The organism is Nocardia puris (assembly GCF_036051655.1).
GTDB classification, from domain to species: domain Bacteria; phylum Actinomycetota; class Actinomycetes; order Mycobacteriales; family Mycobacteriaceae; genus Nocardia; species Nocardia puris.
The window spans coordinates 5147605-5161340 of sequence record NZ_CP107943.1; the positions used below are offsets into that span (position 1 = coordinate 5147605).

Annotated in this window: 13 protein-coding genes and 1 riboswitch; of the genes, 2 read left to right on the forward strand and 11 right to left on the reverse strand. The window is 71.8% G+C overall.

Features of this window, described 5'->3' with window-relative positions:
• Positions 1 to 6 precede the first annotated feature (6 nt).
• The 8 genes from OHB21_RS23855 to OHB21_RS23890 all read right to left on the reverse strand — a co-directional run bounded on the left by OHB21_RS23855 (position 7) and on the right by OHB21_RS23890 (position 8907).
• On the reverse strand, positions 7 to 1596 hold the full coding sequence (locus tag OHB21_RS23855) for a dipeptide ABC transporter ATP-binding protein (protein ID WP_195126068.1): 1590 nt from the start codon (positions 1594 to 1596) through the stop codon (positions 7 to 9).
• 407 nt (positions 1597 to 2003) lie between these two features.
• Entirely contained in the window at positions 2004 to 2801 is a 798-nt protein-coding gene (locus tag OHB21_RS23860) for an ABC transporter permease (protein WP_084537882.1), read from the reverse strand.
• 108 nt (positions 2802 to 2909) lie between these two features.
• Complete coding sequence (locus OHB21_RS23865) at positions 2910 to 3908, reverse strand: ABC transporter permease (protein ID WP_067511085.1); 999 nt, start codon at positions 3906 to 3908, stop codon at positions 2910 to 2912.
• A gap of 3 nt (positions 3909 to 3911) precedes the next feature.
• Complete coding sequence (locus OHB21_RS23870; protein WP_195126011.1) at positions 3912 to 5534, reverse strand: ABC transporter substrate-binding protein; 1623 nt, start codon at positions 5532 to 5534, stop codon at positions 3912 to 3914.
• A complete protein-coding gene (locus OHB21_RS23875) occupies positions 5531 to 6109 on the reverse strand; it encodes a GNAT family N-acetyltransferase (RefSeq protein WP_084537868.1) in 579 nt (192 codons plus the stop codon). Before OHB21_RS23875 ends, OHB21_RS23870 begins: the two co-directional genes overlap by 4 nt.
• Positions 6110 to 6113: 4 nt before the next feature.
• Positions 6114 to 7067, reverse strand: a complete 954-nt coding sequence (locus tag OHB21_RS23880) for an ABC transporter substrate-binding protein (RefSeq protein ID WP_067511083.1) — start codon at positions 7065 to 7067, stop codon at positions 6114 to 6116.
• A gap of 29 nt (positions 7068 to 7096) precedes the next feature.
• The gene (locus tag OHB21_RS23885) at positions 7097 to 7861 is read right to left on the reverse strand and encodes an amino acid ABC transporter ATP-binding protein (RefSeq protein WP_195126010.1); all 765 of its coding nucleotides are present in this window, start codon (positions 7859 to 7861) and stop codon (positions 7097 to 7099) included.
• Positions 7858 to 8907 carry an amino acid ABC transporter permease gene (locus OHB21_RS23890; protein ID WP_084537867.1) on the reverse strand — a complete coding sequence of 350 codons (1050 nt, stop codon included), beginning with the start codon at positions 8905 to 8907 and terminating at the stop codon, positions 7858 to 7860. The genes OHB21_RS23885 and OHB21_RS23890 overlap by 4 nt, the downstream gene beginning before the upstream one ends.
• A gap of 149 nt (positions 8908 to 9056) precedes the next feature.
• Positions 9057 to 9150, reverse strand: a riboswitch (SAM riboswitch).
• Positions 9151 to 9434: 284 nt separating this feature from the next.
• Between OHB21_RS23890 and OHB21_RS23895 the strand changes: the two genes are divergently transcribed.
• A complete protein-coding gene (locus OHB21_RS23895; protein ID WP_324192112.1) occupies positions 9435 to 10136 on the forward strand; it encodes a hypothetical protein in 702 nt (233 codons plus the stop codon).
• A gap of 273 nt (positions 10137 to 10409) precedes the next feature.
• Here the strand turns inward: OHB21_RS23895 and OHB21_RS23900 are convergent, their stop codons facing one another.
• The 3 genes from OHB21_RS23900 to OHB21_RS23915 form a co-directional block, all read right to left on the reverse strand.
• Positions 10410 to 10799: a hypothetical protein gene (locus OHB21_RS23900; protein WP_195126008.1), complete on the reverse strand. Its 390-nt coding sequence runs from the start codon at positions 10797 to 10799 to the stop codon at positions 10410 to 10412.
• A gap of 558 nt (positions 10800 to 11357) precedes the next feature.
• Positions 11358 to 12560: a glycosyltransferase gene (locus OHB21_RS23910; RefSeq protein ID WP_232331808.1), complete on the reverse strand. Its 1203-nt coding sequence runs from the start codon at positions 12558 to 12560 to the stop codon at positions 11358 to 11360.
• The gene (locus OHB21_RS23915; RefSeq protein ID WP_084537881.1) at positions 12530 to 13222 is read right to left on the reverse strand and encodes an LppM family (lipo)protein; all 693 of its coding nucleotides are present in this window, start codon (positions 13220 to 13222) and stop codon (positions 12530 to 12532) included. The genes OHB21_RS23910 and OHB21_RS23915 overlap by 31 nt, the downstream gene beginning before the upstream one ends.
• Positions 13223 to 13388: 166 nt before the next feature.
• Here OHB21_RS23915 and OHB21_RS23920 point away from each other — a divergent pair, with 166 nt between their 5' ends.
• On the forward strand, positions 13389 to 13724 hold the full coding sequence (locus OHB21_RS23920; protein ID WP_067511078.1) for a hypothetical protein: 336 nt from the start codon (positions 13389 to 13391) through the stop codon (positions 13722 to 13724).
• The last annotated feature ends 12 nt before the right edge of the window (positions 13725 to 13736 follow it).

Below are 13736 nucleotides of genomic sequence, written 5' to 3' on the forward strand. Positions count from 1 at the left end.
GGGTCATCAGGCGGCCTTTCTCGGGACGGGGATCGCCGCCAGCAGTTCCTTGGTGTAGTCGTGGCGCGGGTGCTCGAAGATCTCGGCGGTGCGGCCGGTTTCGACGATGCGGCCGCGCCGCAGCACGGCCACGTGGTCGCTGATGCGGCGCACCACGGCCAGGTCGTGGGAGATGAACAGGTAGCTCAGCGCCAGATCGGCTTGCAGGCCGTCGAGCAGTTCGAGGATCTGCGCCTGCACCGACGCGTCCAGCGCCGAGACCGGCTCGTCGAGGACCAGCAGGTCCGGCCGCAGGGCCAGGGCCCTGGCGATGGCGATGCGCTGGCGCTGGCCGCCGGAGAGTTCGGCGGGCCTGCGGTCGGCGTAGGACTCGGGCAGGGCGACCTGGTTCAGCAGTTCGCGCACCCGCTCCTTGCGCTCGGCCCGGTCGCCGATCCCGTAGGCGCGCAACGGTTCCTCGATGATCGAGCCCACCCGCCAGCGCGGGTCCAGCGAGGAGTACGGATTCTGGTACACCACCTGGAATCGGCGGCGCAGCGCCCGCAGCCGGCCGCGTCGGGCGGCGGTGATGTCCTCGCCGTCGAAGCTCACATGGCCGCGATCGGGGTCGGTGAGCCGCAACGCGATCCGCGCCGTGGTGGACTTGCCGGAGCCGGATTCGCCCACCAGCGCCAGGGTTTCGCCGCGCCGCAGGGTGAAGCCGACGCCGTCGACGGCGGTGATGTCCTCGCCGGAACGGGCGGCGAAGCGCTTGTGCACGTCGCGCAGTTCCAGCAGGGGCTCGCCCGCGTCGGGGCGCGGCGTGCGGAACGGGGTGGGGACCAGGCTCGGCGCGGAGGCGAGCAGCCGCTTCGTGTACGGGTGCTCGGGCGCGGCGAGAATGTCCGCGGCGGGCCCGGATTCCACCACGCGGCCCCCGTTGAGCACCACGAGCCGGTCGGCGCGCTCGGCGGCCATGGCCAGGTCGTGGGTGATGAGCAGGACGGCGGTGCCGCGCGCGGCGGTGCGCTCGGCGAGCCGGTCCAGCACGCGGCGCGCCACCGTGGCGTCGAGCGCGCTGGTCGGCTCGTCGGCAATGATCAGGTCCGGGCCGCAGGCCAGCGCGATGGCGATGAGCACCCGCTGGCGCTGGCCGCCGGACAGTTCGTGCGGATACTGCTCGGCGCGCATCTCGGGCCGGTCGAGGCCGACCTCGGTGAGCAGGTCGACGGCCTTCAGCCGCGCGCCCCGCCGGTCGGCGCGTCGGTGTACGAGCAGCGCCTCGGCCACCTGATCGCCCACGCGCCGTACGGGATTCAGCGACAAGCCGGGGTCCTGCGGCACGAATCCGATGCGCGCACCGCGCAGTTTGCGCAGCGCCTTCTCCGACTCGGTCCGCACCCGTTCGCCGTCGAACGTCACCACGCCACCGGTGACCTGCCCGCTGCCGCCCAGCAGCCCGATCACGGCGTGCGCCAAAGTCGACTTCCCCGAACCGGATTCACCGACCAGCGCCACCACCTCACCGCGCGCCACCCGCACCGTGGCGCCGTCGAGCGCCACCACCGGGCCGGACCCGGACTTGTACTCGACGCGCAGATCCTCGACGCGCAGCAACTCGTCGCGGCCACCGTCGGCGCCGGGATCGTCGCGATCCGCGCCGCGCCCGGACTCCGGTGCCGAATCCGGTGTGCCGTTCCGGCCGGTCTCGCCCTCGCCGGGAGTTCGGGCGTCGACGTCGGCGGCCTCCTCCCGCGTCACCGTCGCGCTCGCGGGGCCCGCACCGTTGGTCGCGGGCGTTCCCGCCGCGCGCGAGGCCGGTCGCGTCTCGGTCGATCCGGCGGATGACCGGTCATCGGACACCTCGCCGGTCGACCGATCGGCATTCGCTTCCGCGCTCGGTTTCCGCTCTCCCACCGTCGATGTCGCGGGCGCCACGGGCCCGGATTCCCGGCCGGCCTGCTGACCTTCCTCCCCGCCGGCCGATTCGCGGACAGCGGCGCGTGTTTCGGATCGCGTGGTGCTCACGGGTGGTTGCTCCTTTGGGCGGCGCGGCCGAGGTACTGGGCGGCGAGCACGACGGCGACGATGACCAGGCCGGGCAGGGTGGTCATCCACCAGGCGGTCGCGATGAAATTGCGTCCCTCCGACAGCAGCGAACCCCATTCGGGGGTGGGCGGTTTGGCGCCGTACCCGAGGAAGCTCAGCGCCGAGACGGCCAGCACCGCCATGCCGAACTCGACGGCGGCCAGCGCCACCACGGGCTGGAAGGAATTCGGCAGCACGTGGCGCAACAGCACCGTGTACCAGCGCACCCCCGACGCGTGCGCGGCCTCCACGAACACGGACTGGCGCACCCGCAGCACTTCCGAGCGCATCACCCGCGCGAAGTTGGCGATGAGCGAAACACCCACGGCGATCGCCACATTGCGGGTGCCGAAGCCGAGCACGGTCACCAGCGCCAGCGAGAGCAGCAGCGCCGGGATGGACAGCAGCACGTCCACCACGCGCATGGTCACCGCGTCCACGATGCCGCCCGCCGCACCGGCCACCAGCCCGAGCAGCGACCCCGCGACGAGCGCGATCGCCACCGCCGACACGGTCGCGGTGAGCGACAACCCGGCCGCGTGCACCACGCGGGTGTAGAGGTCGCGGCCCAGATTGTCGGTGCCGAACCAGTGCTGGGCGCTGGGCGATTGGAACTTCTCGGCGGGCACGCCGGTCAGCGGGTCGCCGGAGGCGAACACCGAGGGCACCAGCGCCCAGCCCAGGGCGAGCAGCACCACCGCCGCCGCCAGGATCAGACCGGCGTTCGCGCGCAGGAACCGCAGGCGCGGAACGGATTCCGGCGTGCGCGCGACCGCCACCGCGGTGTGTTCGGCTACCTCGACCACGGGCCCTCCTCGATCACCGTGTGCACCGGACGTAGTTCACGCACGGACGACCACCTCCTCCGCGAGGTCCTCGGCCTCCGCGGTGACCGCCCGGCCGCCGGTCCCGGCGATGCGCGGGTCCAGCAGCGGGTACAGCAGGTCCACCGCGAGGTTCACCGTGACGAAGATCAGCGCGCTGAGCAGCACGATGCCCTGCACCACCGGAATGTCCTGGGCCAGCACGGCGGTCTGGGTGAGCCTGCCCACGCCCGCGCGGGCGAACACCGCCTCCACCACCACCGACCCGGCCAGCAGGTTGCCGGTGAGCACGCCGGCGATGGTGAGCGCGGGAATCGCGGCGGGCCGCGCGACGTGCCTGCGCAGCACCCACCAGCGCGACGCGCCCTTGGCCAGCGCGACTTCCGCGAACGGTTGCCGCCACGTCGATTCCAGTCCCGCCACCAGCACCTGCGCGATCACCGCGCCGATCGGCAGCGCCAGCGTCACCGCGGGCAGCACGGTGCCGCGCAACCCCTGCCCGCCGAACGCGGGCGCCAGCTGCCAGTGGAACGAGAACAGCTGCAACAGGATCAGGCCGGTCCAGAAGGTCGGCACCGAAACGCCCAAGGGCGGCAACGAGGTCAGCAGGGTCTTCAGCCAGGGCACCCGGGTGTAGGTGGCGGCGAGCGCCAGCGCGACGCCCCCGGCGACGGCGAACAGCAGCGCCAGCGCCGTGAGTCCGAGCGTCGAGGGCAACGCCTCGCCGATGGCGTCAGTGACGGGCTGCCCGGTCGCGATGGACAGCCCGAAGTCGCCGCGCACCGCGTTGCCGAGCGCGGTGAGGTACTGCTCCCACAGCGGGCGGTCCAGCCCGTAGCGGGCCTGGAGTTCGGCGATCGCCGCCTGGTCCACGGGGGTGCCCGCCCCGCCGCCGCCCTCGGCGGCGAGCGACACCGGGTCGGCGGGCAGCAGGTACAGCACGATGAACGAGGCCGTGAACGCCGCCCACAGCACCCAGATCGCTTGGAAGACCCGCAGGGCCAGATAGCGCGCCACGGCTCAGCGCCCGCTCAGCCAGGTGTCGAAGAACTGCAACCGGGCCGACGCCTCGAACGTCACGTCCCTGGTGTTCGGCGCGACACCGATCGCCTGGGAGAGCTCGATGGTCGGCACCCACAGTCCCTCGTCGAGGATGCGTTCCTGCGCGGCGCGCACCAGCTCGGCCCGCTCGCCGGCGTCACCGGTGGCCAGCTGCTGGATCAGCAGATCGTCCAGCGCCGGGATACGTTCGCGCACATTGAGGTTGCGCGCGTCGACGCTGAACTGGGTGCGCAGGATGTCACCGTCGGCCCGGGTGACGTTGTAGTAGATGGTGTCGTAGTCCTTGGCGTTCTGGCGAGCCGTCGCCTCGGCGCCGGCGACCAGGTCCAGCCGCAGCGCGACGCCGACCTGGCGCAACTGCTGCTGCACCAGTTCGAGGATCGCCTGGTTGCCCGCGAACGCCCCGCTGTAGAGCACGCCGAATTCCAGGCGCTGGCCGTCCTTTTCGCGGATGCCGTCACCGCCGGGCACCCAGCCCGCGTCGTCGAGGATCGTGCGCGCCTTGTCAGGGTCGTAGCCGGTACGCGCCGAGAGGTCCGAGTAGCCGGGCGTGGTGCTGGCCAGCGGGCCGGTGGCCGCGTTGAACTGCGGGCCGAGCACCGTGTCCACCAGCTCCTGGCGGTTGAGCGCGGGCAGCAGCGCCTGGCGCACCGCCGGATCGCGCAGCGGGCCGCGAGTCACGTTGGGTTGCAGGCCGAACGGCACTCCCGGGTTCACGGTGGTCAGCAGGCTCGCGCCGGCCGCCTCCAGCAGCGGCAGGTCCTGGGGCAGCGCGTCGCTGACGGCGTCGAGCTGGCCCGAGGTGAGACTGCCGGTGCGCACGCCGGATTCGGGGACGACGGTGAATTCGATCCGGTCCAGGTACGCCTCGCCGTCGTGGGCGAAAACGTCGGAGCCCCAGTCGTATCCGGCGCGTTTGGCCAGCGTCGCCGACTGCTCCTGGCGCCAGCCCGCGTAGGTGAACGGACCGCTGCCGATATTGTCGCCGAGGCAGCGTTCTTCGGCGTTCTTCGCGGTGGTCGCGTCGGCGAGGATGCCGAGCTGCGGCGTGGACGAGGCCTGGAGGAACTGCGCGTTGGGCGCGCTGAACTCCACTCGCGCGGTGAGCGGGTCCACCGCCGTGGTGCCCACGTAGTTGGTGAGATAGCTGGTGGCCAAGGGCGCTTCGGCCCCGCCCAGCCGGATGATCGAATCGAAGGTGTTGCGCACCGAGTCGGCCGTCACCGGGGTGCCGTCGCTGAATGTGACGCCCTCGGCCAGACGGAAGGTGAACACCTTCGCGTCCGGCGACACCTCCCAGCTGCGCGCCAGCCACGGTACGATCTCGCCGGTCTCGGGGTCCTGATCGGTGAGCGAGTCCACGATCTGCCTGGTCACGTACAGGGTCTGGTTGGTGCCCGACTGCGCCGGGTCCGAGCAGGTCGGCGCCTGCGACAGTCCGTAGCGCAGGGTGCCGCCCGGCTGCGGCGGGCCCGCGTCACCGCCGCCCGGCGCGGACGAGTCGCTACCGCAGGCGGCCACCGCGGTGACCGCGGCGAACGTCGCGGCCAGCGCGACTAGACGGTGGCGAGGTCGGATCACTGTGCAACTCCAATGGTTTCGCGGACGGCGCGTTCACCGTCCAGGGGACGACTCGGGCGGGGGCAGCGCGACTCGGGCGCGGTCGGCAGCGGCTTTTCGAACGGGTGCGGGCCGATCTCCTCGGCGGGCAGGTCCGGGTCGTAGAGCGCGGTGTAGCCCGCGGCCAGGTACAGGCCGACCGCTTCGGGCTGGCGCGGACCGGTGGTGAGGTAGATCCGGCGGTAGCCGCGCCGGGCGATCTCGGTTTCCAGCTCGTCCAGCACGTGCCGCCCGAGGCCCCGCCTGCGGTGTTCGCGCGCGGTCCAGATCCGCTTCAGCTCGGCGGTGTCGTGGTCGTAGCGCTGGAAGGCGCCGCCCGCCACCGGTTCCGAGTCGACCGTGATCACCAGCAGCCCGCCGTGCGGCGGCGCGAACCGCTCGGCCGGGTACTCCACCAGCGAGGCGTGCATCGCGCCGGGGGAGCGCTCGTAGCGGGTGCTGTACTCGATGGCCAGCTCCGCCAGCAGCGGCGCGGCCAGCGGATGATCCTGGGCGACCCAGTGCGATCGCCGTGTGGTGACCAGACCTCGTGTCATCGCGCTACTTCTTCGGCAGTCCGGGCGGATTGATCCGCGTCTGGTCCACGACCTCGGTCTGCAGGCCCCACCGGTCGATGACCTGCTGGTAGAGCCCGGAGTCGATGGCGTGCTGAAGCGCCTTGTGCACCGGGCCGATCAGGCCGTTGTCCTTCTTGGTGAGCACGCCGATCTCGCCCTGGAGGTCTTCGCCCGCGCCGGAGAAGGTGGCCACGATCTTGGTCTGCCCGGCCGTGGCCACGTGATAGACGGCCGACGGGTTGGGCCCGATGTAGCCGTCGATGCGCTGCGAGGCCAGCGCCAGGTACACATCGGAGGCCTTCTCGAAGTAGGCGATGTCGATGGCGGGCAGTCCCTCGGCCTGGTTCTGCTCGTCCCACTCGACCAGCAGCTGTTCCTGATTGGTGCCGCTGCCGACGGCGATCCGCTTGCCCGCCAGGCTGGTCCGGTCCTGGTAGTCCAGATCGCTCTGGTTCGGCACCTCCAGCGCGACGTCGTCCTTGCGGTAGGTGGCGAAGTCGTACTTCTCCTTGCGCTCCTCGGTGACGGTCACGTTGGAGACGAACGCGTCCACCTCACCGGAGTCCACGCGCACGAAGTTGTTCGACCAGTCCGCCACCGCCACCTCGAGGCGCAGCCCCAGGATATCGGCGACGAGCGAGGCGAAATCGACCTCGGAGCCGACCACGGTGCGGTCGTCGGTGGCGTAGAAGCGCAGCGGCGGCGCGGTGCCCGCGGAGCCGGTGACGATCAGGGTGCCGCGATCGCGGATCGCCTGCGGCACTTGGGCGGCGATCTCGTCGACCTTGCCGGCGCGCACGCGCCCGGCCTGCTCGGGGGAGAGATCGAACGCGACGGTGCCGTCGGGCGAAACCTGGCTGTCTTCGCTCGGATTCGTGCAACCCGACAGCAGCAGCGCTGTCGCGGCGACGATTCCGGCGAGGGCGGTGAACTTCATCGATGACCTGTTCGTACGGGGAGCGGAGCTCAGTGGACGCGGGAGAGAAAGGCTCGGGTGCGGGGATGTTTCGGGTCGCCGAGCACCTCGGCGGGCGGGCCCTGTTCGACGATCACGCCGCCGTCGAGGAAGACCACGGTGTCGGCGATCTCGCGGGCGAAACCGATCTCGTGGGTGACGATCACCAGGGCGGTGCCGTCGTCGGCCAGGCCGCGGATCACGTCGAGCACCTCGCCGACGAGTTCGGGGTCCAGCGCCGAGGTCGGCTCGTCGAACAGGATCACCCCGGGCCGCAACGCGAGTGCCCGTGCGATCGCGACGCGTTGCTGCTGTCCGCCCGACAACCGGCGCGGATACGCGCCGGCGAGTTCGCCGATGCCCACCCGGTCCAGCAGGGTGCGCGCCTCGCGCTCCACTTCGGCGCGCGGACGGCGCTGCGCGGTGAGCGGGGCGATGGTGACGTTGTCGAGCACGGTGAGATGCGGGAACAGATTGAACTGCTGGAACACGAACCCGATGCGCGAACGCTGTTTGCGCACTTCGCGATCCGGCAGCGGATACAGGGTGTTATTGCGGCGCAGGCGATATCCGATCAGCTCGCCGTCGATGTGCACGGTGCCCGCGTCCACCGGTTCCAGGTGGTTGAGCACCCGCAGCAGGGTCGACTTGCCCGAGCCCGACGGGCCGATCACCGCGACCACTTCGCCCGACCGCACGGTGAGATCGATGCCGTGCAGGATCTCGGTGCGCCCGTACGACTTGCGCACGCCGCGCACTTCCACGGCGGCGCTCATCGGGTGGCTCCCCGCGGCGCGTTCGCGGCGGCGGCGAGTTCACGCAGCCGCCACCGGAACTTCTGCAAGGGCGTGGGCGGCGGCGTGCGGTGCGCGCCCTTCGCGTAGTGGCGCTCGATGTAGAACTGCGCCACGGTGAGGATCGTGGTGAGCACGATGTACCAGAACGTGGCCACCATCAGCAGCGGCACCACCCGGCCGTTGCGGCCGTAGATCACCTGCACCTGGTAGAACAGCTCGGCGATCGCCATCACCGACACGATCGAGGTGCCCTTGAACAGGCTGATCACCTCGTTCGTGGCGTTGGGCAGGATCGAGCGCATCGCCTGCGGCAGCACGATGGTGCGGAACTGGCGCCACCGCGGAATGCCCAGCGCCGCCGACGCTTCCAGCTGTCCCGGGTCCACCGAGATGAGCCCGGCGCGGATGATCTCGGCCGAATACGCCGCCTGATGCAGCGCCAGACCGATCACGGCGGCGGTGAAACCGCTGATCACGCCGTTGACCTCGAAGGTGAGGAACGCCGGTCCGAACGGAATGCCCAGCGAGAGCGTCTGATACAGGTAGGCGATATTGAACCAGAACAGCAACTGCACGATGAGCGGGATCGAGCGGAACGCCCAGATATAGGACCAGGCGATGGTGCTCAGCACCGGGTTGTTCGACAGCCGCGCGATCGCGAGCAGGGTGCCGATGAAGAAGCCGAGCACCGTGCCCCACAGCGTGAGCTCCAGCGTCACGCGCAGCGCGGCGAAGATCGACTCGGCGGTGAAGTAGGCGGCGAACGTCGGCCAGTCCCAGCCGGGATTGGTGACCAGGCCGTGCAGGAACTGGGCGAGCAGGATCAGCGCTATGACACTGATCACCCACCGCCACGGATGCCGCGTGCGGGCGACCGTCGGGGCGGTGTCGGCGCGGGTGACGGCGTCGCGGGTCGCGACGCCGGTATGGGGCGCGTCGCCGTCGGCCGCCTGCTCGGCGGCGGGCGGTGCGGGGTCGGCGCGATCATCGTGGAGGGGGGCTTCGGGTGCGGGAGGCGCACTCATGGGAAATCCTTCGGAGAACTCAGACGGCGGCGGTGGGATCCGTCGCCACCCGCGGGGCGGGTCTGGTGCGGTCGGTCGCTGTGGTCAGCGCCGACAGCAGCCGTGCTGTCGGCCGGCCCTGCGGGCGTTCGCGGTTCGCGTCATGCAGTCCTCCATCGGTCCCGGCGGAAGCACCCGCACCCGGTGACCGGGGGGTTGCTGCGACGTCGGTGAGCCAGGTCTCTCGGTCGCTCTGGATGGGTGTGCCCGGCCCCGTGCGCCGGGCGCAGCAGGGTCTGGCCGAAACATCATGCGAAGCGCGGCAACTCACCGGCAAGGGTAGAAATCAGGCTGAGCCCAGCCCTGGTCCCGCGGGCCCGCCGGCGTGATCATTACCCGCGCCGGTCGGTGCTGTTCCCTACGCCGACCGGCTCTCTCGCCCCGGCGCCACGACGCGCCGGAGAATTTGCCACCGCCGAAAACGGCTGCGTCCGGCGTTTGCGGGAGTAGTCTGTCTGCTCATCGTGCCGCCGATGAGGAGGTCCGCCGTGGCCGTGTTGCACCGCCTGCCCCGTTTCGCCGCCCTCGCCACCGGAGCGGTCGCCCTGACCGCCGCGCTGGCCGCGCCCGCCGCCGCGATACCGGCCGCGGCCCCGGAACCACCCGGCAGGCACCAGGCCGCGACACCCGGGGATCTGTTCGCCGCCTACGACAGCACCGTCCAGGTGTTGCGCGGCCTCGGCATCGACCCGTTCCTGTATCCCACGGCGGCCGCGTTCTGCGCCGACGGTTCGGCGCTGGGCCTGGTCCCGGCGGTGGCGGGAGCCGTGCCCGGCCCGTGGCCGAAGACGAACATCGCCGTGCCCGGCCTGGATCTCACGGCCGTGAAGGCCGGTCAGACCCTGTTCACGTTCATCCCGGTGGGCCTGGGCCCCGAGAGCGGGAACACCGCCGGGATGCAGGTGGCGTGGTTCAACGTCAGCAACGGGCGGGGCGGCGTGGCCGCCATGGGCCCGATCGCGGAGATCTTCCGCGGCATGATCCCGCCGCAGATCCCCGCCGAACTGCGCCCGCAGGCCGAGCGCGCCATCGCCGAGTTCTTCCTCGCGGCGCTGCCGGTCGGCGGCATCCGCGCGGTCCCGGTCGACACCGGACAGGGCACGGTGCTGGCCGCGGTCTTCGGCACCGTCGACAACGGCGGGCGCTCCTGCTTCTTCCTGCCCACCGTCGGCATCACGACGGTGCCGTAGGGGCTGAGGCGAAGTCCGATCCGGGGCCGCGTCGTCCGTGGGTTGCGGTCCTTCCCCGGCCTTGCCGGATGACGATCGGCGGCTCCGAGATGGGGTCGGACTCCGAGATGGGGTCGCAGGTGCTCAGGTAGCGGATGCCTCGGCTCGCGTGGTCCCGGCCGGCCGGTGCGTGTTCGCTTGCGTGGTGGCGGGATCGCGTCGACCGAATGGGCCACGACGACCCCCAGCCACCGGCTGATCGGCCCGGATTCCGAGGCACAGCCGAGCGCCCGCTCAGGCGGCAGGTACCCCGGCGGGTGCGGCTTCGGCTCGTGCGGTTTCGACTTGGCTGGTGCGCGCTTGCCTGCGCAGCAGCAAGGTCGCCACCACCAGGTAGGCCGCGACGATCAGCAGGTTCAGCGCGCCTTGGGCGGTGTCACCGCGGTCGAAGCGGTCGATGGCGGCGACGGTGATGACGCCCGCGCCGAAGCAGAAGCCCGCGGTGAGGGCGGGCGCGGCGATGCGGGTGGGCAGCGCCGCCACCGCGAGCAGGTAGAGGGAGAACCCGAAATCGGGCACGGTGAAGATGTTGTGGGTGCGGTACTCGGGATTGGCGATCAAGGCGATGAGCAGCCACAGGCTGACCGGCACGGCCGCGATCCTCGCCATCGTGAGCAGATTCATGACACTCCTGAACGAACTGCGCTCCGCGGCAAGCCTTCCCCATGTCGTGCCGCCGGGCAACCCAGGGCAACCTTTCCGGCACGGACTAGACGGCGAAATGCGCAGGTCGCCACCGGTGAGGCGGTGAAGCCCCGAATTTGCGGGGCACGGCGGAGCGGAGCTGTCCGGGCGCGTGCGGCCGGGGGTTCTCCCGGCGTCGCGATCGAGTCCTGGCCTCCGGCGACCCGCACCAGCTCGCCCCGCTGCTCAGCACCGAACTGCAGGCCGGCGCCTTCTCCCAGCGCCCCGAACCGCGTCGCGACGGGCGCCTTGGCCGGACTGGTCTCCGGCTCCGGCCCCCTAGGCGAAGACGCCGCGCCCCTCGCTCTCGTCGAGCGGCCGCTTGACGACCTGGCGCGCGAGCACCTACTCGCCGGGTCTCGTTCCCCGGAACCGGCGCGGGTGCGCGGACGTCCGCAGCTTCACAGGCCGAAGGCGGTGCCGTCCTTGTCGAGAATGGGTTTCGAGGTCATCGAGCGACCCACGTTGCGCACGAACAGCAGCGAACGACCGGGCAGGTCAGGGCATTTCGCGGCGGGGTAGGGCAGTGGGATCGGGTGCGGTGGACACCAGCGGGCGGCCTTTCCAGCGCAGCGCACCCCGTCTCCGCGCGCGATGGGAGCGTGCGGTGAGCGCCAGGTACTCGGCCACCGACAGCGGGTGGGCCAGCGCCGCAAGGCAATCCGCGCCGGTGACGGTGCCGCCGGACTCCAGGGAGCGCGCCAGCAGCCGTCCGGCGACCGAGGCGGCATAACCGATCGCGCCGGCCCGGCGGATCGATCCGCGCCCGGCCACCGCCGCCACGGGCGGCGCCAGATGACCGAGCGCCGCAACGGTTCCCACGGCCGCCGCCGCGACGGGTGAACCGCCGTACGCGGACCAGAGCCAGCGCGTGTAGCCGCGCTCCAATTCTTCGGCGCCCCGGTACATGCGGGTGCGGGCGAGGGTGCCCGCCGCCGCGACGGTAGTGCGGTGCCCGGCCCGGCGCAGCACGCGCGCCAGGTCCAGATCCTCGGTGGGGCTGTCCGCGACCGCCTCGTGCCCGCCCACGGCGCGGTAGGCCGCCCCGTCCACCACCAGGAACTGCCCGCACGCCACCACCGTCGACGGACGCCGCGACCGGTCGGCGAGGGCGACCGGCAGGGTCGAGGCCCACGACCAGCACAGCAGCGGCTGCACCAGCGCCTCCCGCGCGGTCCCGGCGAGCTGCCGCGGCCAGGGCGAGACCAGCGCCGCCCGGCGGGCCCGCAGTTCGGCCACGGCGGCGGCCACCGCCTGCGGAGCCAGCCGCACATCGGCGTCGACGAACACGAGCACAGGCGCGTCGGTGCGCGCGGCCAGCCGGGCGCACGCCGAGGCCTTGCCCGTCCAGCCGGGTGGCGGCCCGGAATCCTCGCGGATCAGCGTGCAGCGCGGGTCGCCGGCGATGGCCGCGCGGGCGGCGTCGGCGGTGCCGTCGGTCGAGCCGTCATCGAGGATCAGCACTCGCAAGTTCGGGACGCCCACTTGGGCGCGCAGGTCGGCGATCAGCGCGGGCAGGCGCGTCACCTCGTCGCGGGCGGGCACGCAGACCGTGACGGGTTCCACCGCGGCCACCCCGCGCGGCAGCCGACGCACCGTCAGCCGGTTGACCAGGGCCAGGCCCGCACCGCCCAACGCGATCGCGGCGCCCGCCCTGACCAGCGTTTCGCTCAGCGGAACTGGCGAACCGATCGCCACCACCGCCGCCAGGAGAACTGATGGTCGGGCACGTGCGCCACGGCGGGATTGCGATCCATGTACGCCATCGCGGCCACGATCGCCGCCACCGCGAGGGTGACGCCGCCGACGATGCCCGCCCAGCCCGCGAACGAGCGGGTGTTCGGGTCGGCGTAGCTCACCTCCGCGCGCAGCGTGGACACGTCACCGGGCGGCAGTTTCCACGACACGGTGGAATCGCCCTCGCGGGTGCCGTTGGTCTTGGCCACGCGGGCCGGGAACGCGATGGTGAACTGCACGTCCGAGCCGTGCGGCGGCACCGACTTCAGGTCGACGCGCCCGTTCATGCTCACCAGGTCGCCGGTGCGCTGGAACTGGAGCTGGAACATGCCCTGCGTCTGCTCCGACAGCAGGCCCAGCTGCGTCACCTCGCCGAACGAGAGGTCCTCGAAGAACACCTTGGAGCCCACGTACCCGTCCTGGTTGTAGGGCTCCACCCGCACCTTCGCGGCCAGCGACTCCGGCGCCTTCAGCTCCGGGCCCTTGTCCTCGGCACTGGCGGGCACCACGGCGGCCACGATCCGCCCCGACACCCGGTCGTTCGACGACACACCCATCGACACCTGCACCCGCAGGCACCCCGCCAGCACCGGCCCGACCAGCACCGCGAGCAGAACCATCGCCATCACCCGCACCCGGCGCGGCGCGCGCGTCGACAGCGGAACCGGAATGGCGGGTGGCGTGGGACTCGGTTGCACGGCTCACATCGTGCCAGGCGCGCCCCTCCCCGTGCCACGCGGTCGCCCGACACGCCGCACCGCGTTCCGGACGGAGCCGGGCTACGCTCGCGGTATGACGGGGGATGTCGAGGAGGGGCCGGCGCGCGCGGCCGAGCACGGGCACATGGGACGGGTCGGCTGGTGGGCGGTGCTCGCCGGTGCACTCGCCGAGGGGTTGCTGCGGAATCAAGCTTTCCTCGGGGCGATGCTGTTCTCGTTCGTGGTCGGACTGGGCGGTGCACTGTCCGGCGAACCAGGCGTGACGGTCGTGTGCGTCGGCGCAGGCCTGGCCGGGATGACCCTCGCGGTCGTGGCGTTGGCGAGGCGCTGGCCTCTGGTCCGGCAGTGGATCGTCTTCGTCGCCGTGTGTGCCGTGCAGATCGCGCTCCTGAGTCGGTACCTCGCTTAGACGCCGAGTCCC

What these genes read in the sequence shown, in the direction of transcription:
- OHB21_RS23875 (WP_084537868.1), bottom strand. Translation starts at nt 6,109, where the DNA reads ATGACACGAGGTCTGGTCACCACACGGCGATCGCACTGGGTCGCCCAG.
- OHB21_RS23880 (WP_067511083.1), bottom strand. Translation starts at nt 7,067, where the DNA reads ATGAAGTTCACCGCCCTCGCCGGAATCGTCGCCGCGACAGCGCTGCTG.
- OHB21_RS23885 (WP_195126010.1), bottom strand. Translation starts at nt 7,861, where the DNA reads ATGAGCGCCGCCGTGGAAGTGCGCGGCGTGCGCAAGTCGTACGGGCGC.
- OHB21_RS23890 (WP_084537867.1), bottom strand. Translation starts at nt 8,907, where the DNA reads ATGAGTGCGCCTCCCGCACCCGAAGCCCCCCTCCACGATGATCGCGCC.
- OHB21_RS23900 (WP_195126008.1), bottom strand. Translation starts at nt 10,799, where the DNA reads ATGAATCTGCTCACGATGGCGAGGATCGCGGCCGTGCCGGTCAGCCTG.
- OHB21_RS23915 (WP_084537881.1), bottom strand. Translation starts at nt 13,222, where the DNA reads ATGGCGATGGTTCTGCTCGCGGTGCTGGTCGGGCCGGTGCTGGCGGGG.
- OHB21_RS23920 (WP_067511078.1), top strand. Translation starts at nt 13,389, where the DNA reads ATGACGGGGGATGTCGAGGAGGGGCCGGCGCGCGCGGCCGAGCACGGG.